This is a genomic window from Paracoccus nototheniae, from assembly GCF_004335005.1.
In the GTDB taxonomy this organism is placed as follows: Bacteria; Pseudomonadota; Alphaproteobacteria; order Rhodobacterales; family Rhodobacteraceae; genus Paracoccus; species Paracoccus nototheniae.
Map to the genome: position 1 here is coordinate 36,188 of NZ_RQRT01000014.1, position 19,926 is coordinate 56,113.

Genomic DNA, 19,926 nt, shown 5'->3' on the forward strand with positions numbered 1-19,926 from the left:
ATTGCAATTCCAGGATGCTTATAGGCGCAATAAAATGTCGCCATGGCTCCTGTCCTGCCGCACTGCGGCGAATTGACGGCGCAGCTTTGTGTCTGTATCCAATTCCAAACAGACATATTCTTGCGAGGGCTTCCGATGGCCGAAAAGGACAAACCCTGGCTGTTCCGCACCTATGCGGGCCATTCCACGGCGACGAAATCGAACGCCCTCTATCGCACCAACCTGTCGCGGGGGCAGACGGGCCTGTCGGTGGCCTTCGATCTGCCCACCCAGACCGGCTATGACAGCGATCACATCCTGGCCCGGGGCGAGGTCGGCAAGGTTGGTGTGCCCATCTGCCATCTGGGCGACATGCGGGCGCTGTTCGACCAGATCCCGCTGGAACAGATGAACACCTCGATGACGATCAACGCGACGGCGCCCTGGCTGTTGTCGCTGTATATCGCCGTGGCCGAGGAACAGGGCGCCGATGTCAGCCGCTTGCAGGGCACCGTGCAGAACGATCTGATCAAGGAATACCTGTCGCGCGGCACCTATATCTGCCCGCCCAAGCCCAGCCTTGCGATGATCACCGATATCGCGGCCTATACCCGCCAGCATCTGCCGCGCTGGAACCCGATGAACGTCTGCAGCTATCACCTGCAAGAGGCGGGGGCGACGCCGGAACAGGAACTGGCCTATGCTCTGGCCACCGCCGTGGCCGTGCTGGACGATCTGCGGGGCAAGGTGCCGCCCGACAGCTTTCCGGAAATGGTCGGGCGGATCAGCTTTTTTGTCAATGCCGGCATCCGCTTTGTGACCGAGCTGTGCAAGATGCGCGCCTTTACCGAGCTGTGGGACGAGATCACCCGCGACCGCTATGGCATTGAGGATGAGAAATATCGCCGCTTCCGCTATGGCGTGCAGGTCAACAGCCTTGGCCTGACCGAACAGCAGCCCGAGAATAACGTCTATCGCATCCTGCTGGAAATGCTGGCGGTGACGCTGTCGAAAAACGCTCGCGCCCGCGCCGTGCAGCTGCCTGCCTGGAACGAGGCTTTGGGCCTGCCGCGCCCCTGGGATCAGCAATGGTCGCTGCGGATGCAGCAGATCCTGGCCTATGAGACGGACCTTTTGGAATATGGCGATCTGTTCGACGGCAACCCGGTCATCGCGGCAAAGGTCGAGGATCTGAAGCAGGGCGCCCGGGACGAACTGGCGCTGCTGGATCAGATGGGCGGCGCGATCGCGGCCATCGATCACATGAAGGCCCGGCTGGTCGAATCGAATGCCACGCGCCTTGGCCGGATCGAGCGGAACGAGACGATCGTCGTGGGCGTGAACCGCTGGCAGCAGGGCGAACCCTCGCCCCTGACGGCGGGCGATGGCGGGATCATGACCGTCGATCCGGCGGTCGAGGCCGATCAGATCGGGCGGCTGTCCGCGTGGCGGCAAGCCCGCGACGAGGCGGGCGCCCGCGACGCCCTTGCCGCACTGCGCCGTGCTGCTGAAAACGGCGATAATATCATGCCGCCCTCGATCGTGGCGGCGCGGGCCGGGGTGACGACCGGCGAATGGGCGGGGGTCATGCGGGCCGTGCATGGCGAATATCGCGGCCCCACGGGCGTGTCGGCCAGCCCGTCCAACCGGACCGAGGGGCTGGAGCCGATCCGCGAGGCGGTCGATGCCGTCAGCGCGCGATTGGGGCGGCGGCTGAAGTTTCTGGTTGGCAAGCCCGGTCTGGACGGCCATTCCAACGGCGCCGAACAGATCGCGGTGCGCGCCCGCGATTGCGGCATGGACATCACCTATGAGGGCATCCGCCTGACGCCCGAGGATATCGTCGCCCGCGCGCAGGCCGAGGATGCCCATGTCGTCGGTCTGTCGATCCTGTCGGGCAGCCACATGCCGCTGATCGAGGATCTGATGGCGCGCATGGCGGCGGCGGGTCTGGCCCATGTTCCGGTCGTCGTCGGCGGCATCATTCCCGATGACGATGCCCTGCGGCTGCAGGCCCTTGGCGTTGCGCGGGTCTATACGCCCAAGGACTTTCAGCTGAACACGATCATGATGGATATCGTCGCTTTGGTCGAACCGGGGGCAGAGGCCGCCTGATCACCGGCGGATGGCCGCTTTATTTCGCAGCTCGGGGCTTGCCGAATGAACCCGGCTGCGCGCATGCCGTTGAAGCGCTGAGACAATCAAGGCAGCCTTCATGACCGACCAGACCCGGCGCAACAGCGCCATCGACCCTTTGCGCCTGATCCTGGCGCTGAGCGTCATCGCCCTGCATGCAGGTTTGCCCGAGGCCGCGCCCGCGCTGGTGAAACAGGCGCTGTTCAATGGCCTCTACCGGCTGGCCGTGCCGGTCTTCGCGCTGATCTCGGGGTATTTTTTCCTGCAGGCCATGCAGGGGGGCAGGGCGGTGGCCTATCTGCGGCGGATCGCGGCGTTGTATCTGTTGTGGATGGCGATCTATCTGCCGATCTATGGGCCGGATTTCACCGGACCGGGGCATGTGCTGCAGACACTGGTCTTTGGCTATTTCCACCTGTGGTTCCTGCCGGGGCTGCTGGTCTCGGCGCTGCTGGTATGGGTGCTGAGGCAGCCGGGGCGGATCGCTGTCGCGGCGGGGCTGATGGCGGTCACCGGGCTGGTGCTGCAATATCTGGTGTTGTCGGGTCAGATGCAGCTGCAGCTGGATCATTACCGCAACGGGCTGTTCACCCTGTTTCCGTTCTTTGCCACCGGATTTCTGCTGGCCCATGGCTGGGGGGCGGGTCTGACCCGTCTGGCGCTGCCGCTGGCCGGGTTGGCGTTGCTGGCGGTCATGGTCGAAAGCCAGATCTGGTATCTGATCGCCGGCGGCGGGTTCGGGGTCGACATGATGCTGTCGTTGCTGCTGGCAGCGCCGCTGTTGTTTCTGGCGGCGCGGCAGGTGCAGGTCGGATGGGACGGCAAGCGGCTGGCCAGCGTGGCGGCGTTCGTCTATTTCGTGCACATCCTGATGATGATCACCGCCAGCCGTTTCGGGCTGGAGGGGGATACCAAGGCGCTGGTCGTGATGGGCCTGTCGCTTGGGGTCGCGGTCTGGCTGAGCATCGGCGAACGCCGCCGGGTGCTGGCCTTTTTCACCTGATCCCCGAATGCAGAACGCCGCGCCCTAGGGCGCGGCGTTCGCGATGTCGATAGCGGCAGGGATCAGAAGCCCAGACCGGCGTATTTCGACTTGAACTTGGACACGCGGCCACCGGCGTCCATCAGACGGCCCGAGCCGCCCGTCCAGGCCGGGTGCGAGGTCGGATCGATGTCCAGCGTCATGGTGGCGCCATCGGCACCCCAGGTCGACCGCGTGGGATAGGTCGTCCCGTCGGTCATCTTGACCTCGATCATGTGGTAGTCGGGATGGATCTCTTTTTTCATGGCGTGACCTCTGCTCAGGCTTTCGCGTCCGACAGCGGACGATAGTTGGTCTTTTCGACGATGCGGGCGGATTTGCCGCGACGATCACGCAGATAGTACAGCTTGGCGCGACGGACCTTGCCGCGACGAACGACTTCGATCGTGGCGATGTTGGTCGAATACAGCGGGAAGACGCGTTCCACGCCCTCGCCAAAGCTGATCTTGCGCACGGTAAAGCTGGCGGCGATGCCGCTGCCGCCCTTGCGCGAGATGCAGACGCCCTCATAGTTCTGAACGCGGGTACGGGTACCCTCGGTCACTTTGTAGCCGACACGGATCGTGTCGCCAGCCCGGAAATCGGGGATGGCCTTGCCAAGCTCGGCAATCTGCTCGGCTTCGAGTTGTGCGATCAGGTTCATCGCTTTGGTTCCTTGTCATGCTCGCGGTATATCCGCGATTGGTCTGATGCGCCCGAGCGCTGTCGGTTCTTAGCCGGGTCCACATGCGTCTCTGCATATGCCCGCCACAGATCGGGGCGGCGTTCTTGTGTCAGCCTTTCGGCCTCACCGGACCGCCATGCCGCGATGGCTGCGTGATTGCCCGATAACAGCACGGGCGGTATCTCGCGGCCATCCCACAGGGCGGGCTTGGTGAACTGCGGCGCTTCCAGAAGACCCCGGTTGCCGATGGAAAAGGACTCCTCGGCCAGAGAATCGTGATTGCCCAGCACGCGCGGTATAAGCCGGACTGTCGCGTCGATCAAGACCTGAGCGGCGATCTCTCCTCCGGTCAGGACATAATCGCCGATGCTGACCTCTTCGATGGCGTGGGCGTCCAGAACGCGCTGGTCGATCCCTTCGAACCGGCCGCAGATCAGGGTGACGCCGGGGCCTGTCGCCAGATCGCGCGCACGGGCCTGGGTCAGGGGCTTGCCGCGCGGCGACATGTAAAGGATGGGCAGGCCCGGTCCGGCGGTCCGCAGCGCCGCGTCCAGCACATCGGCGCGGATCACCATGCCCGCACCGCCGCCTGCAGGCGTGTCGTCCACATTGCGGTGCCGTCCCATGCCGAAGTCGCGCAAGGGGATCGTCTGCATGTTCCACAGCCCCTGCGCCAGCGCCTTGCCGGTCAGCGACAGGCCCAGAATGCCGGGAAAGGCCTCGGGGAAGAGCGTGATGATCCGCGCGGTCCAGGCACCCCTGACCTGCGGCTCGGCCATCAGTTCGCGCGGCTTGAGGCTGGCGCGGATCGACAGGCGGCCGTGCGATTTGGGCGCATTCTGTCCGGGTTGATCAGGGCCAGCCTGATCAGGTCCGGGATGACCCGGTCCGGGCTGGTCCGGATCGCTCATTCGCTGTCCGAACCGGCGTCGTCCGGGCCGGGCGGGTCGGCCACGATGCGCCGGGCGGCCAGATCGACCGTGGGCACGATCGCGCGGGTAAAGGGCAGCATCAGGATCTGGCTGCCGCCCACGATCTCGATGATATCGCCGGCACCGTGGTCATAAAGCGCCCGCACCCTGCCCAGAGGCTTGCCGCCGGTATCCACGACATCCAGCCCGATCAGATCGGCGTGGTAGAATTCATCGTCGGGAAGCGAGGGAAGGGCCGCGCGCGGTGCCCACAGGGTCACGCCGCGCAGGGCGTCGGCGTCTTCCTTGGTGGCGACACCCTTGATCCGGGCGCCAAGAGCACCCGACACTTCGCGGGTCAGCGAGATGTCGAAACGGCGCGAGCCGTCCTCGGTGGTCAGCGGCGTGTAGGTCGCGATATCGACGGGGTCCGAGCAGAAGCTTTTCAGCCGCACCTCGCCATGGACCCCGAAGGCTCCGGCGATTGCGCCGACGCAGATACGGTCGTCCGTCATGTCACACCTTTGCGAAAGGGTCCGGCGGGGGCGACCCCCGCCGGGCGGGGATCATTCGGCTTCGGCGGGCGCTGCGGCCTTGGCGGCACGTTCGTCGGCACGGGCCTTGGCTTTCTTGCCGGGGACGGCTTTCTTCATGTTCGCGCGCTCGGCCTTGTCCTTGACGCCGGCAGCTTCCAGAAAGCGCGCGACGCGGTCGGTCGGCTGTGCGCCCTGACCCAGCCAGTACTGGATGCGTTCGATATCCATCTTGACGCGCTCTTCGCTGTCCTTGGCCAGCAGCGGGTTGTAGGTGCCCAGCTTTTCGATGAAGCGGCCATCGCGCGGCATGCGCGAATCCGAGGCCACGATGGCGTAATGCGGGCGTTTCTTGCTGCCACCACGGGCAAGGCGGATCTTCATGGACATGGGGTCGTCTCCTTGGTTGGCGTCCGGTCAGGACTGATAATGTTCGTGGTGCCGGATCACTTCGGCGATCACGAAGGTCAGGAATTTGCGCGCGAATTCGGGATCGAGATCCGCTTCGAGCGCAAGGCGTTCCAGCCGCTCGATCTGGCTCGCTTCGCGCGAGGGATCCGAGGGCGGAAGATCGTGCCGGGCCTTGAGGCGGCCGACGGACTGGGTGTGCTTGAACCGCTCGGCCAGCGTATAGACGAGGATCGCGTCCAGCCGGTCGATGCTGGCGCGATGGTCGGCCAGCAGGTCGGCGGCGCGGGCATAGTTCAGATCGGCGGCGTCGGTCATGGGGCCTCCGGGGCGGGATGGCGATAGACGCGGCAGGGCGTGTCGAAGACCGGATGCGGGGCGGCCCGGTCGCGGACGCAGCCAAGCCGTTCGGCCAGCGCGATCGAGCGGGCGTTGTCCGGGTCGATATAGCTGACGGCGGTGGTCCAACCGAGGGTGGTGAAGGCGTGATGCCGTGCGGCCTGCGCCGCCTCGGCCACAAGGCCCCGGCCTTCGACAGCCTCGGACCATGCCGACCAGCCCAGTTCATGTTCCGGCCAGCCCTCGGGGAACCACGGGCCGGTCAGGCCCAAGGGCGTGTCGTCGCCCTTGAGGGTGAAGACGAACATGCCAAAGCCGCGCATCGCCCAATGGCCGATCACATGGCCGAAGGCGCGCCAGCAGGCGCCGGGTTTCTGTTCACGCCCGCCGCCGATATAGCGCGCCCGGTCGGAATGCATGAAGCTGCGCCAATGCGGCCAGTCGCCACCCTGCGGCGCGCGCAGGGTCAGACGGTCGGTGGTCAGGATCGGGGTCGGGTCGAGGCGGATCATCGGGTCGTGCCTGTGATGGGGGCCGGGCCCTTGGCGGGCGCCGGAGCGGGGGCTGTCTGCCCCCGCACCCCCGAGGATATTTTTGCCAAGATGAAAGAGCCCCGGGTGCGGGGCGCCGGGTTGGTCCGGGGGAGAAAGGGCTGTGTCATTTCTTGCCGAACAGCCCGCCAAGGCCGCCTGGCAGGCCCGCGCGTCCCAGTTGTCCGCCAAGGCCCTTGGGGTCGGTCAGCATCTTCTGGGCCTCGGCCATCTTGGCGGGGTCCAGATTGTCCATGTCGGGCAGACCGCCGCCCTTGCCGGTCATGGCGCGCATGGCTTGCTTCATCATGCCGCCCTTGCCCATCTTGCCCAGCTTTTTCATCGTGTCGGCCATCTGCTTCTGCATCTTGAGCAGCTTGTTCAGGTCGGACACATCCATGCCTGCGCCTGCGGCGATCCGCTTTTTGCGGCTGGCCTGCAGCAGGTCGGGATTGGCGCGTTCCTTTTTCGTCATCGAACTGATCAGGGCGATCTGATGGCGGACGACCTTGTCGTCATAGCCTGCGGATTCGGCCTGCTTGGCCATCTTGGCCATACCGGGCATCATCCCCATGACCGATTGCATGCCGCCCATCTTCTGCATCTGTTCCAGCTGGCCGCGCAGGTCGTTCATATTGAACAGACCTTTTTGAAAGCGGCGCATCATGCGTTCGGCCTGTTCGACCTCGAGCACCTGTTGCGCCTTTTCGACCAGCGCGACGATGTCGCCCATGCCGAGGATGCGGCCCGCGACGCGTTCGGCGTCGAAGGTTTCCAGCGCGTCCATCTTTTCGCCCAGACCCACGAAGCGGATCGGCTTGCCGGTGACCGCGCGCATCGACAGGGCGGCGCCGCCGCGTCCGTCGCCATCCATCCGGGTCAGCACGACGCCGGTGATTCCGACCTTGCCGTCGAATTCGGTCGCGACATTCACCGCGTCCTGTCCGGTCAGGCCATCGACGACCAGCAGCGTCTCGCGCGGGGCCGCGATGTCGCGCACCTGCTGCACCTGCGTCATCAGCGCTTCGTCGATATGCAGCCGTCCGGCGGTGTCCAGCATCACCACGTCATAGCCGCCAAGCGAGGCCTGCGTCTTGGCGCGCTGTGCGATCTGCACCGCCGTCTGACCCATCACGATGGGCAGCGTGTCGACGCCGATCTGCTGGCCGAGGATCGCCAGCTGTTCCATCGCGGCGGGGCGGTTGGTGTCCAGAGAGGCCATCAGCACGCGCTTTTTCTCGCGGTCCTTCAGCCGGAGGGCCAGCTTGGCGGTCGTCGTCGTCTTGCCCGAACCCTGCAGACCGACCATCAGGATCGCCGAGGGCGGGTTGTCGATGCGCAGCGCCTCGGGGGCGTCATCGCCCTGCAGCACGCGGATCAGCTCGTCATGGACGATCTTGACGACCTGCTGGCCGGGGCTGACCGATTTGGTGACCGCCGCGCCGGTGGCCTTGGCGGTGACCGCCTTGACGAAATTGCGCGCCACCGGCAGCGAGACATCGGCCTCGAGCAGGGCCGTGCGGACCTCGCGCATGGCGGCGGTGACGTCATCCTCGGACAGGGCGCCCTGTTTGGTCAGCCGGTCGAAGACGCCGCCCAAGCGGTCGGAAAGGTTCTCGAACATGGGCGGGCCTCCTCTGTTGGCGCCAAAACAGTGATGCCCCCGTGGGCGCAACGCGCTGACGGGGGGGCGATCCCCGTACCCTACGGGGACCGGAAGGCGATGCTTCCGGGAATCTGAGATTGTTTAGCCAAAAGGCGCTGCCCTGTCAACGTCGGGCGGCCTTGTGGAAAACCCGCCGCCCCGGCGATCGGGATGGCGGGCGGGTCGGGTCGGTACGCCGTCTGGCGATCAGGCGGCGATCTGGTCCAGCGATGCCTGTGCGCGGGCCATCGCGGCGTCGCGGTCGAAGGCCAGTCCGTCGGCGGCCACGAAGGTCACGTCGGTGATGCCGACAAAGCCCAGCATGTGGCGCAGATAGCCCGAGGCATGGTCCATATCGGACCCCATCGGGGTTCCGGCGGCGGCATAGGCGATAAAGGCGCGTTTGCCGGTCAGCAGGCCCTCGGGACCGGCGGCGGTGTAACGGAAGCTGACGCCCGCGCGGGCGATCTGGTCCAGCCAGTTCTTCAGCTGACCGGGCAGCGAAAAGTTATAGACCGGCAGGCCGATGACCAGCACGTCGGCGGCCTGAACTTCGCCCAGCAGCGTGTCCGAGGTCGCGACGCGGTCCTGATGGGCGGGGGTCGGTTCCTCGACGCCGACGCGGATCGCCTCGAACCAGGCGGTGTCGATGGCAGGGACGCCCTGGTTCAGGTCGCGATAGATGACGGTGGCGTCGCCATCGGCGTTCAGGCGGGCGACGATCTTGGCCGTCAGCTGGCGGGTGACCGAGGCGTCGCCGGTGATGGCACTGTCGATGTGAAGGATCTGCATGGGAGGCTCCGTTCGCGGTAAATTCTGCGTTGCAGCAGAAATAACCCTATGCACCTGCGAACGAAAGGGCGATAGTCGCGCAGTCTTTGTGCGGGGATGCACATGAATATTGAATCCTGGGATGATATCAGGGTGGCGCTGGCCGTGGCGCGCACGGGCACCGTCAGCGGTGCGGCGGTCGAGCTGGGGGTTCACCATGCGACCGTGATCCGGCGCATCGATGCGCTGGAGACCGCGTTGCGCGCCCGGCTGTTTCAGCGCCACACGCGCGGCTATGCGCTGACCGAGGCGGGGCGCACCCTTTTGGCGGCGGCGGGCGCGGCGGATGAGCGATTCGCCCAGATGGCCACGCAGATCGCCGGCGCGGGTGAGCGGATCGAGGGCGAGCTGATCGTGACCTCTCTGCCGGAGCTGGCCGATCTGGCCATGCCGCGCCTGATCGCGCTGATGAGCAAGCATCCCGACCTGCGTTTGACCTATGCCACCGACACGCGCCTTTACCGGCTGGATGCGGGCGAGGCGCATCTGGCGATTCGCGCCGGGCCGGAACCGACGGAACCCGATTATGTCGTCCGCAGCATGGGGCGTTTGGGCCATGTCCTTTACGGGTCGGATGCCTATCTGGCGCGATGCGGTCCGGTCGTCGATCTGCGCGCCCATCGCTTTGCGGTGCCCGGTGCCGAGGCGCGGGGCGCCCCCTATATGCGCTGGCTGATCGGACAGATCGACCCGGACAATATCGTGCTGGTGGCCAACGAGGTCGCCGCGCGCGAGGCGGTGGTGCGTGCCGGTCTGGCACTTGGGGCGCTGCCCGCCAGCCGCGCCGCCGGGCTGGTGCCCGCGCTGACCATGCCGGAATGGGATTCGGCACTGTGGCTGGTCACCCATGTCGATCTGCACCGCACGCCCAAGGTGCAGGCCGCACTGGCCGCGCTGCGCGAGGGCTGAGGGAACCCGTCGCGACGCGGTCCGGGGGAAAGATCCGGGCCGGTGCTGCGCGCCGCGGCTTTCCTTCGCCGCGCGCGCTCGTTAGGTTTTGCCTCGCATGCAAGGAAAGGCGGCCAGTGGCGCATATCATCGTCGTCGGAAACGAAAAGGGCGGATCGGGCAAATCGACCACCTCGATGCATGTGACGACCGCTTTGGCGCGGATGGGCCATCGCGTGGGCGGGCTTGATCTGGACGTGCGCCAGCGCAGCTTTGGCCGTTATCTGGAAAACCGCGCGGCCTTTCTGGCCCGCGAGGGGATCAGCCTGCCGATGCCGGTCATGGGCCATCTGGGCGAGGGTCCGGACCCGCTGACGCCCGCGCTGGAACAGCTGGAACGCGATTGCGACTTTATCCTGCTGGATTGCCCCGGATCGCATACCCGGCTGAGCCAGATGGCCCATGCGGTGGCCGACACGCTGATCACCCCGATGAATGACAGCTTTGTCGATTTCGACCTGCTGGCCCGCATGTCGCCCGATGGCGCGGTGCTGGGACCGTCGATCTATGCCGAGATGGTCTGGGCTGCGCGACAGATGCGGGCGCAGGCGGGGGCGGGGGCGATCGACTGGCTGGTGCTGAGAAACCGCCTTGGCACTCAGCAGATGCACAACAAGCGCAAGGTCGGCGGCGCGCTGACCGATCTGTCGCGGCGGATCGGCTTTCGCGTGGCGCCGGGATTTTCCGAACGGGTGGTCTTTCGCGAACTGTTCCCGCGCGGGCTGACCCTGCTGGATCTGAAGGATGTCGGCACCGAGGTGACCAGCATGTCGCATATCGCCGCGCGGCAGGAATTGCGCGATCTGGTGGCCGAACTGAAACTGCCCGGCGTCACGGTCAGCTTTTGACGGCTGCCCCTGCGGCAAAGGCCCCGCGCGTCTTCGGCGCGGGACCGGCTGCGGGTCTCAGGCACCCGGCTTGCGCGACATTCCTTCCTTGCGGCAGACCGAGGCGGCCTCGGATGTCTCCATCCCTTCGGGATAGGATAGCGGGCGGTCCCAGATGACCATATCGGGCCGGTACAGCTGACAGGTCACCGGTCCGTCCGGCGTCGTTATTTCGACCGGGGCCGATTCGTATTTCTGCGTGCAGGCGGTCAGGCCGCCAAGTGCGGCGATCACAAATCCAACTTTGTAAAACATGGGGTACTCTCGTCTCGGGGCTAAGGGAAAACGACAGCCTTCCGGGACCGGGGGAATTGCCATGCCCGGAAACGACCATCGGCGGCAAAGCTAGTAAGCTTTGCCGCCGATGTCCATAAGTTATTGTTTCTAAACGGTTTAGGCCAGCATTCCCATCGGGTTTTCCAGATGCTTGACGATGGCCTCCAGCAGCTGCGCGCCCAGGGCTCCGTCGATGACCCGGTGATCGACCGACAGCGTCATCGACATAACATTGCGCACGACGACCTCTCCGCCCTCGACGACTGCGGTCGGAATGCCCGCACCCACCGCCAGAATGGCGCCATGCGGCGGGTTGATCACGGCATCGAAATTCTCGATCCCGAACATGCCCAGGTTGCTGATCGCAAAGCTGCCGCCCTGATATTCATGCGGCGCCAGCTTCTTGGATTTGGCGCGTCCTGCCAGATCCTTCATCTCGGCCGACAGGGTGGACAGGGTCTTTTGATGCGCATCCTTCAGCACGGGCGTGAACAGCCCGCCTTCGATGGCAACCGCGACCGCCACGTCCGAGGGTTTCAGCTTGAGGATGCGATCCCCGGCCCAGACCGCATTCGCATCGGGCACCTGTTGCAGGGCCAGTGCGCTGGCCTTGATGACAAAGTCGTTGACCGACAGCTTGACGCCCCGGCTTTCCAGCTGCTTGTTCAGCGTTGCGCGGAACGCCATCAGCGCGTCCAGCTTGGCCGAGCGGCGCAGATAGAAATGCGGGATGGTCTGCTTGGCCTCGGTCAGGCGGGCGGCGATGGTGCGGCGCATGCCGTCCAGCGTCACCTCTGTCGTCTCGCGGTCGGCATACATCTTCAGCACGGTTTCGGTCGACAGGCCTTTGGGGGCCTGCGCCGCTGCCGCTGCCGGGGCAGCGGCTGTGGCTGCCGGAGCAGCGGCAGCACCGGCCTTGGCGGGCTGCGCGCCGGGCTTGGCATTTTCGACATCGGCCTTGACGATGCGGCCATTCGGACCGCTGCCGGTGATCGCCGACAGATCCAGCCCCTTATCCGCCGCAATCCGCCGCGCCAGAGGCGAGGCAAAGACCCGGTCGCCATCGCGCGAGGGCGCGGCCTTGTCGCCCGACGAGGAGTCGCCCGCGACGGGCGCACCGATCGGGCCACCATAGCCCTTTTCGGCCGGCGCGGGTTCCGCATCCGGCTTGGCAGCATCCGGTTTGGCCTTGGGCGCAGCGATGTCGCCTGCCTCTTCGCCGTCTTCCAGCAGCACGGCGATCGCGGTGTTGACCTTGACCCCCGAGGTGCCCTCGGCGATCAGGATCTTGCCCATCACGCCCTCATCGACGGCCTCGAATTCCATCGTGGCCTTGTCGGTCTCGATCTCGGCCAGCACGTCGCCGGATTTGACGGTATCGCCTTCCTTGACCAGCCATTTGGCCAGCGTGCCCTCTTCCATGGTGGGGGAAAGGGCGGGCATCAGGATTTCCGTGGGCATCGCGCCTCTCCCTTACTTGTAGGTGACTTTTTTGCAGGCTGCGGCGATCTCGGCGGGCGTGATCAGCGCGTGCTTTTCCAGATTGGCGGCATAGGGCATCGGCACGTCCTTGCCGGTGCAGCAGATGACCGGCGCGTCCAGATAGTCGAACGCGTTCTCCATCAGATAGGCCGAGATATGGTTGCCGATGGCGCCAACGGGGAAGCCTTCCTCGACGGTCACGCAGCGGTTGGTGCGCTTGACCGATGTCAGGATGGCGTCGTAATCCAGCGGGCGCAGGGTGCGCAGGTCGATCACCTCGGCCTCGATCCCGTCTTCGGCCAGCAGTTTCGCGGCCTCCAGCGCATGCGCCACGCCGATGCCAAAGCTGACGATGGTCACGTCATCGCCCGACCGCACGGTGTTGGCCTTGCCAAAGGGGATAGTAAAATCGGGCAGATCCGGTATCTCGAAGCTGCGCCCGTACAGGATCTCGTTTTCCAGGAAGATCACCGGGTTCGGGTCGCGGATCGCCTGTTTCATCAGGCCTTTCGCATCCGCCGCCGAATAGGGCATCACCACCTTGAGGCCGGGGATCGCCGCGAACCATGCCGCGAAATCCTGGCTGTGCTGGGCACCCACCCGGGCGGCGGCGCCGTTCGGGCCGCGGAACACGATGGGACAGCCCATCTGGCCCCCCGACATGTACAGCGTCTTGGCGGCCGAGTTGATGATGTGGTCCATCGCCTGCATGGCAAAGTTGAAGGTCATGAATTCGACGATCGGGCGCAGGCCCGCCAGCGCAGCACCGGTGCCGATACCGGCAAAGCCGATCTCGCTGATCGGTGTGTCCACGACGCGGCGATGACCGAACTTGGCCAGCATGCCTTGGGTGATCTTGTAGGCGCCCTCGTATTCGCCGACCTCTTCGCCCATCAGGAACACGGTCTCGTCGCGCTCCATCTCTTCGGTCATGGCCTCGCGCAGGGCTTCCCGCACGGTCATGGTCTTCATCTTGGTGCCTTCGGGCCAGTCGGGGCTGCGCGGCTTGGGCTGAGGCGTCTTGACCTCTTCGATGGCGGACTGGCCGGGCTGGCCGTCGGGCTTGTCACTGTCGTCGGCCCTGGCCTCGGCGGGCTTTTCGGCTTTGGGGGCGGGGGCCGCATCGGCGCTTTCGCCCTCTTCCAGCAGCACGCAGATGGCTGTGTTCACGGCGATGCCCGCCGTGCCCTCGGCCACCAGCAGCTTGCCCATGATGCCTTCATCGACGGCCTCGAATTCCATCGTGGCCTTGTCGGTCTCGATTTCGGCGATGATGTCACCGGATTTGACCGTGTCGCCTTCCTTTTTCAGCCATTTGGCCAAAGTGCCCTCTTCCATCGTCGGGGACAGGGCGGGCATGAGAATTTCGGTTGCCATATGTCGTGACCCCTCAGGCGTTTTCTTCGGCGCTGCCCTGGGGCAGTTCGGCGGCATAGATGTCGGTCCACAGCTCGTCCAGGGCGGGCTCGGGGCTTTCCTTGGCGAATTCGGCGCTGTCGTTGACGATCTCCTTGATCTCCTTGTCGAGCGCTTTGAGTTCGTCCTCGGTCGCGTGGCTGCCGGTCAGCAGCATCTCGCGGATATTCTCGATCGGGTCGCGTTCGTCGCGCATCTTCTGCACCTCTTCGCGGGTCCGGTACTTGGCCGGGTCCGACATCGAGTGGCCGCGATAGCGATAGGTCATCACCTCGAGGATGTAAGGCCCCTTGCCGGCGCGGCAATGCGCCACGGCCTTTTCGCCCGCCGCCTTGACGGCCAGCACGTCCATGCCATCGACCTGTTCGCCGGGGATGCCGAAAGCCTCGCCCCGACCGAAGAAGGTCGTCGATTTGGTCGAGCGGCTGACCGACATGCCCATGGCATATTGATTGTTCTCGATCACGAAGACGATCGGCAGATCCCACAGTTCGGCCATGTTATAGGTCTCGTAGACCTGACCCTGGTTGGCCGCGCCATCACCGAAATAGGTGAAGGTGACGTTGTCATTGCCCAGATACTTGTCAGCAAAGGCAAGCCCTGCGCCAAGCGGCACCTGCGCCGCGACGATGCCGTGACCGCCATAGAAGTGCTTTTCGCGGCTGAACATGTGCATGCTGCCGCCCTTGCCCTTGGAATAGCCGTCCTGACGACCCGTCAGCTCGGCCATGACGCCGCGCGCCTCCATCCCGCAGGCCAGCATATGGCCGTGGTCGCGATAGCTGGTGATGCGCTTGTCGCCCTCTTTCGCGCAGGCCTCGAGGCCCACGACGACGGCTTCCTGTCCGATGTAAAGATGGCAGAAACCACCGATCAGACCCATGCCGTAAAGCTGTCCGGCCTTTTCCTCGAATCGGCGGATCAGCAGCATGTCGCGATAGTATTGCATCAATTCGTCTTTAGAGACGTTCGAAGCCACCTCTGTCTGGGGGCTCGGTTTCCTGGCCATGCGGGGTATCCTCCAAGAGCGCGGTCGGAATAGTTCAGCGTTAAACTATCCGTAGCGCATCCCCGCCAGCCGTGCAATCCCGGCCATCTTCAGGCTAACGCAGCAGCACCTCATCGGCGCGCAGCAGGCCCAGAACCTCGCGCGCACGTTCGTCCAGAAGGTCCAGATCCAGATAATCGTCGGACAGGCGGCGGGTCAGATTCTGCATCTGGGCCACTTCGGCGCGCAGGGCGTCGCGCTGCACCTCCAGCTCGGTCGTCTCGGAGACGATCTGGATGCGGCGCAGGATCCCGGACGGGCCCTGAACGGCCGCATAGGCGAAATACAGTCCCAGAAGGACCGTCAGGACCAGAAAGACGGTGGCGCCGATGGACAGGCGTTGGGGCATGGGCAGTTCCTTGTCACGGCGCAGATCATGCCACAGCCGCGCGCCTTGGGGAATCCCCCAGATGCGGGGCCGGGCGGGGCCGTCAGGCGCGATCGCGAAAGATCTGTTCCAGCTGGCGGGCGTGATCGGCCAGCCCCCAGGGCGGGTTCAGGACGAACATGCCCGATCCGGTCATCGAATGGCCGGGACGGGCGGGGGGGAAGGCTACCTCGGACAGCATCGCATCGGGAAAATCGGTGACCAGCTGGGCGGTCATGCCCAGATGGCGGTGGTCGGGCAGGATCGGATACCACAGCGCGATCACACCCACGTTCCACTTGCGCGCGATCAGCCCGATCTGGCGCGGGATCGCGGCATAGTCGGTCTTGACCTCGTAGCTGGGATCGATCAGCAGCATGCCGCGGCGCGGATCGGGCGGGCAGATCGCCTGCGCCATGGCGAAACCGTCCTGCTGATGCAGCGCGGCAAAGCCCGCGACGCGGCGCAAGGCCTGAAATTCCGCCGGGTGCAGTTCGGCCAGATGGGCGCGATCTTCGAATCGCAGAAAATGCGATGCGATCAACGGCGAGCCGGGATAGGCATCGGCGCCCCGGCTGTCGCGGATCGCGCGCAGCGCGCGCATCAGCGGGTGGTCATCGGGCAACCAGCCCTGCGCCAGCGCGCGGTCGATGCCCTGCGCGGCCTCTTGCGTTTTTTGCGCTTCGGGGCCGGTCAGATCGTACAGACCCCGCCCGGCATGGGTTTCCAGATAGGACAAGGGCTTGTCCTTGCGCGTCAGATAATCCAGCGCCACCGCCAGCAGCGCGTGCTTGTGCAGGTCGGCCAGATTTCCGGCATGATAGGCATGTTGATAGCTGAGCATGGACCCGCTTTAGCGCGGCATCCGGGCCGGGGAAAGCCGTCAATCGGTGCGGCGCAGTTCCGAGCGGCCCTTGAGCACCTGATCGCCATCCGTCTGTTCGATCAGATAGGCGGGATCGGATGCGCTGGCCTTGCGGGTGATCGTGCTGCCCTTGATGGTCCGTTCGACATCCCGGGTAAAAATCTGCGTGATCTTGCCGCTGGCGGTGTGGCCTGCCCAATCCCATGCGACCTTGGTTCCCTTGCGCAGAATCATGATGCCTCCGACGAGCTGTCGGAGGCAATGCGCGGCTATCTGATGTGGTTCCGGAAGGAAGGCGCGGCGACCTCCAGGGAGGAGGAGGGAGGTCGCCGCTGAACGCTGGCCCAGGGAGGAGGAGGGGCCGCGTATGGGGGGCAGTACCGGCCCAGGGAGGAGGAGAGGCCGTACCGCCAGCGCCAGATCCGGGAGGGAGGAGAGAACCCGGCGCAACCGTATGCCGCGAATGAGGCGGCTATGAGAGCGCGGCGACCTCCAGGGAGGAGGAGGGAGGTCGCCGCTGAACGCTGGCCCAGGGAGGAGGAGGGGCCGCGTATGGGGGGCAGTACTGGCCCAGGGAGGAGGAGAGGCCGTACCGCCAGCGCCAGATCCGGGAGGGAGGAGAAGAACCCGACGCAACCGTATGCCGCAGATAAGGCGGCTATGAGTTATGCGGCGACCCCTGGGAGGAGGAGCGGGGCCGCCGCTGTTGCACTGAACCCGGGGAGGAGGTCGGGTTCGGGCGCAGCTTGGGGCGACATCCCTCAGGGAGGAGGAGAGGGGGATGTCGCCAGACCCGGGCCCCTGGGAGGAGGTAAGGGCCGGGAAAGGGAATTCTTAGGAAGCCGAGCCCCAGGCCGCTTCATGCGCCAAGCGGGTGATCATCGAACGGCTGATGCCCAGATCATCAAGATCGCGGGTGGTCAGCGCGTTGAGTTCACGCACGGTCTGGCGGTAAACGGCGCGGCGGGCGCGGTTTTCCTGCATCCGCTGGATCGCGGTCAGCAGGCGGCCACGCAGGCCGGCTTCGGCGGTGGCGTTCTGTGCTTGGGCGATAACAGCCATTGTCGTATCCTTTCGGTTCATCTCGTCTGCGCCGTTCCCGGATTGGCCCGGCGTTTCGTTGAGTTGAAGATGGACCCTGACGCCCTCTGGCACAACGGACTCTTTCGGAATGCTGCCATGCAGCAATTGCATGACTGAGGCTGACCTATCGCCGTCTTAGATCATGAAAACTTGTCACAAAATTGAAGCGATACATCCGTTAGCGATCACAGAAACACGGCAAAATCCCCGCTTTTCAAGGCGCTTAGCGGGGTCCGTGCCACCATTGTCGCAGGGGTGTTGAGACCTGGGCCGGGATGCTTCATGGTGGCCTGCACACAAAGACACAGGTCGGTCACATGTCCCTTTCCCGCGAAGCGGTCCTTACGGCAATCTCGGATATCGGTCTTCCGCAAGGGGGAACCCTGGGTCAGGCAGACCTGATCCGGGCCCTTGTGGTCGATCAGGACACGATCCGATTCGTGCTGGAGGTCGAGAATGCGGCCACCGCCGAAGCCATGAAGCCGGTCGAAGCCGAGGCCCGCGCCCGTCTGGAACGCCTGCCCGGTGTCACCCGGGTGCAGATCGTCATGACCGCGCCCGCCAAGGCGCCGCCACCCAAGGCCGTGTCGGGGCAGGGCGAGGCACCGTCGCTGAAGATCGGCGGGCATGCCAAGCCGCAGGCCGGACCACAGGCGATCCCCGGCGTGCGCAACATTGTGGCCATCGGATCTGGCAAGGGGGGCGTGGGCAAATCGACCGTTACCTCGAACCTGGCGGTGGCGCTGGCGCGGGCGGGACGCAAGGTGGGGCTGCTGGACGCCGATATCTATGGCCCCTCGCAGCCGCGCATGATGGGCGTGTCGGGCAGGCCCGCCAGCCCGGACGGCCAGCGGATCGACCCGCTGCATGCGCATGGCGTCACCGTCATGTCGATCGGGCTGATGCTGAAAGAGGGCGAGGCGCTGGTCTGGCGCGGCCCGATGCTGATGGGCGCGCTGCAACAACTGCTGCAACAGGTGAACTGGGGCGAACTGGACGTGCTGCTGATCGACCTGCCGCCCGGCACCGGCGATGTGCAGCTGAGCCTGTGCCAGAAGGCCCCCGTCACCGGCGCGATCATCGTGTCGACCCCGCAGGACGTGGCACTGCTGGATGCGCGCCGCGCCATCGACATGTTCAACAAGCTCAAGACCCCGGTTCTGGGCCTGATCGAGAACATGTCCACCTATATCTGCCCCCAATGCGGGCACGAGGCGCATCTGTTCGGCCATGGCGGTGTCGAGGCCGAAGCGCAGGCCCTGGGTCTGCCCTTCATGGGCGCGCTGCCCCTGCAGCTGGAGGTCCGGCTGGCCGGTGATTCGGGCACGCCCGCCGCGATGGGCGAGGGGGCGGTGGCGGACGCCTATGCCCGTCTGGCCGACCGGCTGATCAACGACGGCATCGCCTGATCCGGGAAATCACGGGAGGTCTGGGAAAACCTGGGGCGAGGGCGGAGCATCCGCTCTCGCCGCCGTGATTGCGCGTGATCCGAGGCTGAATTTTAATCGGACTGCCGCGAGTTTCGGCTTGCTCTGCCGTGAACTGTGGTGAAATCGCCTCAGCCGGCGACATTTCTCTCATAAAGCCTTCATTCCATATTTGGTGTTGTCCATTGGCAACGCCACTATTTGTGCTGCACAAATCGCGCATATCGGCGACAGTCTTGATTCGTTCCCCCAATGACGCCCCTGCGGGATACTGCCTAAGGGTGAACAAGCCCGTTGCTTCCCATGAAATCCCATGTCACAACGAACTCACGAAGACGGGCAGTAAATGGGGCGACAAGACCCCGCGAAGGCGAAGCAGTACTTCATACAGGCAACCGTTTTCCAACATAGCCGGCCCACGCGTGCGAGCAGCACCTCCCCCAGGTGGCGCGTCAAGGGTCGGCAACCAACCCCGCAAAGGGGCCCGGGGTAATCGGGAACGAGGGCGGCGGATCGGGCAGTGGCAGCGGCCCGATCCGCCCTTTCTCTTTCGGACGTCCCGAAAGAGACAGACAGTGAGGGCGGTCGGCAGGTGGCGCGCAAGTTCAGAGGCACCGAAACCGTCAAGGTCGATGGCAAGGGACGGATGTCCATCCCGGCCCGTCTGCGCCGCGTTTTTGATGCGGGCGACCCGTCCTTCAGCGGCACCAATACCGGACGCACGCAGCTGGTGGCCGTCTATGGCCCCGACTGGTGGAACTGGCTGGAACTGTACACCATCGACGCCATTGAGGAAATCGACGCTCAGATCGACCGCCTGACCCGTGGCAGCCAGGAGCGTCGCTGGCTGGAGCTGTTGATGAACGGCCAGTCCACCGATCTGGAAATCGACCGCGAGGGACGTCTGGTCCTGCCCGCCAAGCTGCGCGACAAGCTGGGCTTTGCCGACGGGACCGAGACGGTCTTTGAATCGCGCGGCGATTACATTCAGGTCTATCTGCCCGAATCCCGCCCCAAGGATGTCGAGGCGCTGGAGGATTTCGCCGCCAGCAAAGGCCCCGAATTCGACCCCCGCGCCTTCCTGCACCAAACGACCGAGGCCTGAGGCG

23 protein-coding genes are annotated in these 19,926 nt (G+C 65.2%); 6 read left to right on the forward strand and 17 right to left on the reverse strand.

Translation table 11 applies throughout. The features are described from left to right. Positions 1-42: 42 nt before the first annotated feature. Both EG885_RS07820 and EG885_RS07825 read left to right on the forward strand, forming a co-directional pair. Positions 43-2,094, forward strand: coding sequence for a methylmalonyl-CoA mutase family protein (locus EG885_RS07820; RefSeq protein ID WP_131573919.1), 2,052 nt, complete (start codon positions 43-45; stop codon positions 2,092-2,094). Between the two features lie 100 nt (positions 2,095-2,194). Continuing rightward, complete coding sequence (locus EG885_RS07825) at positions 2,195-3,118, forward strand: acyltransferase family protein (RefSeq protein ID WP_131573920.1); 924 nt, start codon at positions 2,195-2,197, stop codon at positions 3,116-3,118. A 62-nt stretch (positions 3,119-3,180) separates the two neighbouring features. Here EG885_RS07825 and rpmE read toward each other — a convergent pair whose 3' ends face one another. The 9 genes from rpmE to EG885_RS07870 all read right to left on the reverse strand — a co-directional run bounded on the left by rpmE (position 3,181) and on the right by EG885_RS07870 (position 8,979). Continuing rightward, a complete protein-coding gene (rpmE, locus tag EG885_RS07830) occupies positions 3,181-3,402 on the reverse strand; it encodes a 50S ribosomal protein L31 (protein ID WP_131573921.1) in 222 nt (73 codons plus the stop codon). Between the two features lie 14 nt (positions 3,403-3,416). Beyond that, on the reverse strand, positions 3,417-3,800 hold the full coding sequence (gene rplS, locus EG885_RS07835; RefSeq protein ID WP_131573922.1) for a 50S ribosomal protein L19: 384 nt from the start codon (positions 3,798-3,800) through the stop codon (positions 3,417-3,419). Further along, positions 3,797-4,600, reverse strand: coding sequence for a tRNA (guanosine(37)-N1)-methyltransferase TrmD (trmD, locus tag EG885_RS07840; RefSeq protein ID WP_165571071.1), 804 nt, complete (start codon positions 4,598-4,600; stop codon positions 3,797-3,799). Before trmD ends, rplS begins: the two co-directional genes overlap by 4 nt. A gap of 128 nt (positions 4,601-4,728) precedes the next feature. Next, positions 4,729-5,247, reverse strand: coding sequence for a ribosome maturation factor RimM (gene rimM / locus EG885_RS07845; RefSeq protein WP_131573924.1), 519 nt, complete (start codon positions 5,245-5,247; stop codon positions 4,729-4,731). A 51-nt stretch (positions 5,248-5,298) separates the two neighbouring features. Further along, positions 5,299-5,655, reverse strand: a complete 357-nt coding sequence (rpsP, locus tag EG885_RS07850; protein WP_131573925.1) for a 30S ribosomal protein S16 — start codon at positions 5,653-5,655, stop codon at positions 5,299-5,301. Positions 5,656-5,682: 27 nt separating this feature from the next. Further along, positions 5,683-5,991, reverse strand: a complete 309-nt coding sequence (locus EG885_RS07855) for a chorismate mutase (RefSeq protein ID WP_131573926.1) — start codon at positions 5,989-5,991, stop codon at positions 5,683-5,685. Next, positions 5,988-6,524: a GNAT family N-acetyltransferase gene (locus tag EG885_RS07860; RefSeq protein WP_131573927.1), complete on the reverse strand. Its 537-nt coding sequence runs from the start codon at positions 6,522-6,524 to the stop codon at positions 5,988-5,990. Before EG885_RS07860 ends, EG885_RS07855 begins: the two co-directional genes overlap by 4 nt. A 145-nt stretch (positions 6,525-6,669) precedes the next feature. Then, positions 6,670-8,166: a signal recognition particle protein gene (ffh, locus tag EG885_RS07865; RefSeq protein ID WP_131573928.1), complete on the reverse strand. Its 1,497-nt coding sequence runs from the start codon at positions 8,164-8,166 to the stop codon at positions 6,670-6,672. A 228-nt stretch (positions 8,167-8,394) separates the two neighbouring features. Continuing rightward, entirely contained in the window at positions 8,395-8,979 is a 585-nt protein-coding gene (locus tag EG885_RS07870) for an FMN-dependent NADH-azoreductase (RefSeq protein ID WP_131573929.1), read from the reverse strand. Between the two features lie 102 nt (positions 8,980-9,081). Here EG885_RS07870 and EG885_RS07875 point away from each other — a divergent pair, with 102 nt between their 5' ends. Next, positions 9,082-9,927: a LysR family transcriptional regulator gene (locus tag EG885_RS07875; protein ID WP_131573930.1), complete on the forward strand. Its 846-nt coding sequence runs from the start codon at positions 9,082-9,084 to the stop codon at positions 9,925-9,927. A 116-nt stretch (positions 9,928-10,043) separates the two neighbouring features. Further along, entirely contained in the window at positions 10,044-10,814 is a 771-nt protein-coding gene (locus EG885_RS07880; protein ID WP_131573931.1) for a division plane positioning ATPase MipZ, read from the forward strand. 57 nt (positions 10,815-10,871) lie between these two features. Here the strand turns inward: EG885_RS07880 and EG885_RS07885 are convergent, their stop codons facing one another. The 8 genes from EG885_RS07885 to EG885_RS07920 form a co-directional block, all read right to left on the reverse strand. Then, entirely contained in the window at positions 10,872-11,108 is a 237-nt protein-coding gene (locus tag EG885_RS07885) for a hypothetical protein (protein ID WP_131573932.1), read from the reverse strand. A gap of 138 nt (positions 11,109-11,246) precedes the next feature. Continuing rightward, on the reverse strand, positions 11,247-12,590 hold the full coding sequence (locus EG885_RS07890; protein ID WP_131573933.1) for a pyruvate dehydrogenase complex dihydrolipoamide acetyltransferase: 1,344 nt from the start codon (positions 12,588-12,590) through the stop codon (positions 11,247-11,249). 12 nt (positions 12,591-12,602) lie between these two features. After that, positions 12,603-13,988, reverse strand: coding sequence for a pyruvate dehydrogenase complex E1 component subunit beta (locus EG885_RS07895; protein ID WP_131573934.1), 1,386 nt, complete (start codon positions 13,986-13,988; stop codon positions 12,603-12,605). 13 nt (positions 13,989-14,001) lie between these two features. Continuing rightward, positions 14,002-15,036 carry a pyruvate dehydrogenase (acetyl-transferring) E1 component subunit alpha gene (gene pdhA, locus EG885_RS07900; protein WP_131573935.1) on the reverse strand — a complete coding sequence of 345 codons (1,035 nt, stop codon included), beginning with the start codon at positions 15,034-15,036 and terminating at the stop codon, positions 14,002-14,004. Between the two features lie 94 nt (positions 15,037-15,130). Further along, positions 15,131-15,424 (reverse strand): FtsB family cell division protein, encoded by a 294-nt coding sequence (locus EG885_RS07905; RefSeq protein WP_131573936.1) that lies wholly within the window; start codon positions 15,422-15,424, stop codon positions 15,131-15,133. 82 nt (positions 15,425-15,506) lie between these two features. Further along, positions 15,507-16,286 carry a 23S rRNA (adenine(2030)-N(6))-methyltransferase RlmJ gene (locus EG885_RS07910; RefSeq protein ID WP_131573937.1) on the reverse strand — a complete coding sequence of 260 codons (780 nt, stop codon included), beginning with the start codon at positions 16,284-16,286 and terminating at the stop codon, positions 15,507-15,509. A gap of 39 nt (positions 16,287-16,325) precedes the next feature. After that, positions 16,326-16,541, reverse strand: a complete 216-nt coding sequence (locus EG885_RS07915; protein WP_207392226.1) for a hypervirulence associated TUDOR domain-containing protein — start codon at positions 16,539-16,541, stop codon at positions 16,326-16,328. A gap of 600 nt (positions 16,542-17,141) precedes the next feature. Next, positions 17,142-17,369, reverse strand: coding sequence for a DUF1127 domain-containing protein (locus EG885_RS07920; RefSeq protein WP_242679557.1), 228 nt, complete (start codon positions 17,367-17,369; stop codon positions 17,142-17,144). 338 nt (positions 17,370-17,707) lie between these two features. On the opposite strand from EG885_RS07920, the gene EG885_RS07925 reads away from it, so the two are divergent. Next, entirely contained in the window at positions 17,708-18,799 is a 1,092-nt protein-coding gene (locus EG885_RS07925) for an Mrp/NBP35 family ATP-binding protein (RefSeq protein ID WP_131573938.1), read from the forward strand. A gap of 610 nt (positions 18,800-19,409) precedes the next feature. Then, positions 19,410-19,922, forward strand: coding sequence for a division/cell wall cluster transcriptional repressor MraZ (locus EG885_RS07930; RefSeq protein WP_165571070.1), 513 nt, complete (start codon positions 19,410-19,412; stop codon positions 19,920-19,922). Positions 19,923-19,926: the final 4 nt, after the last annotated feature.

Coding starts and splice junctions, on each gene's coding strand:
- EG885_RS07820 (WP_131573919.1), top strand. CDS start 43: ATGGCTCCTGTCCTGCCGCACTGCGGCGAATTGACGGCGCAGCTTTGT.
- EG885_RS07825 (WP_131573920.1), top strand. CDS start 2,195: ATGACCGACCAGACCCGGCGCAACAGCGCCATCGACCCTTTGCGCCTG.
- rpmE (WP_131573921.1), bottom strand. CDS start 3,402: ATGAAAAAAGAGATCCATCCCGACTACCACATGATCGAGGTCAAGATG.
- rplS (WP_131573922.1), bottom strand. CDS start 3,800: ATGAACCTGATCGCACAACTCGAAGCCGAGCAGATTGCCGAGCTTGGC.
- trmD (WP_165571071.1), bottom strand. CDS start 4,600: ATGGCCGAGCCGCAGGTCAGGGGTGCCTGGACCGCGCGGATCATCACG.
- rimM (WP_131573924.1), bottom strand. CDS start 5,247: ATGACGGACGACCGTATCTGCGTCGGCGCAATCGCCGGAGCCTTCGGG.
- rpsP (WP_131573925.1), bottom strand. CDS start 5,655: ATGTCCATGAAGATCCGCCTTGCCCGTGGTGGCAGCAAGAAACGCCCG.
- EG885_RS07855 (WP_131573926.1), bottom strand. CDS start 5,991: ATGACCGACGCCGCCGATCTGAACTATGCCCGCGCCGCCGACCTGCTG.
- EG885_RS07860 (WP_131573927.1), bottom strand. CDS start 6,524: ATGATCCGCCTCGACCCGACCCCGATCCTGACCACCGACCGTCTGACC.
- ffh (WP_131573928.1), bottom strand. CDS start 8,166: ATGTTCGAGAACCTTTCCGACCGCTTGGGCGGCGTCTTCGACCGGCTG.
- EG885_RS07870 (WP_131573929.1), bottom strand. CDS start 8,979: ATGCAGATCCTTCACATCGACAGTGCCATCACCGGCGACGCCTCGGTC.
- EG885_RS07875 (WP_131573930.1), top strand. CDS start 9,082: ATGAATATTGAATCCTGGGATGATATCAGGGTGGCGCTGGCCGTGGCG.
- EG885_RS07885 (WP_131573932.1), bottom strand. CDS start 11,108: ATGTTTTACAAAGTTGGATTTGTGATCGCCGCACTTGGCGGCCTGACC.
- EG885_RS07890 (WP_131573933.1), bottom strand. CDS start 12,590: ATGCCCACGGAAATCCTGATGCCCGCCCTTTCCCCCACCATGGAAGAG.
- EG885_RS07895 (WP_131573934.1), bottom strand. CDS start 13,988: ATGGCAACCGAAATTCTCATGCCCGCCCTGTCCCCGACGATGGAAGAG.
- pdhA (WP_131573935.1), bottom strand. CDS start 15,036: ATGGCCAGGAAACCGAGCCCCCAGACAGAGGTGGCTTCGAACGTCTCT.
- EG885_RS07905 (WP_131573936.1), bottom strand. CDS start 15,424: ATGCCCCAACGCCTGTCCATCGGCGCCACCGTCTTTCTGGTCCTGACG.
- EG885_RS07910 (WP_131573937.1), bottom strand. CDS start 16,286: ATGCTCAGCTATCAACATGCCTATCATGCCGGAAATCTGGCCGACCTG.
- EG885_RS07915 (WP_207392226.1), bottom strand. CDS start 16,541: ATGATTCTGCGCAAGGGAACCAAGGTCGCATGGGATTGGGCAGGCCAC.
- EG885_RS07920 (WP_242679557.1), bottom strand. CDS start 17,369: ATGGCTGTTATCGCCCAAGCACAGAACGCCACCGCCGAAGCCGGCCTG.
- EG885_RS07925 (WP_131573938.1), top strand. CDS start 17,708: ATGTCCCTTTCCCGCGAAGCGGTCCTTACGGCAATCTCGGATATCGGT.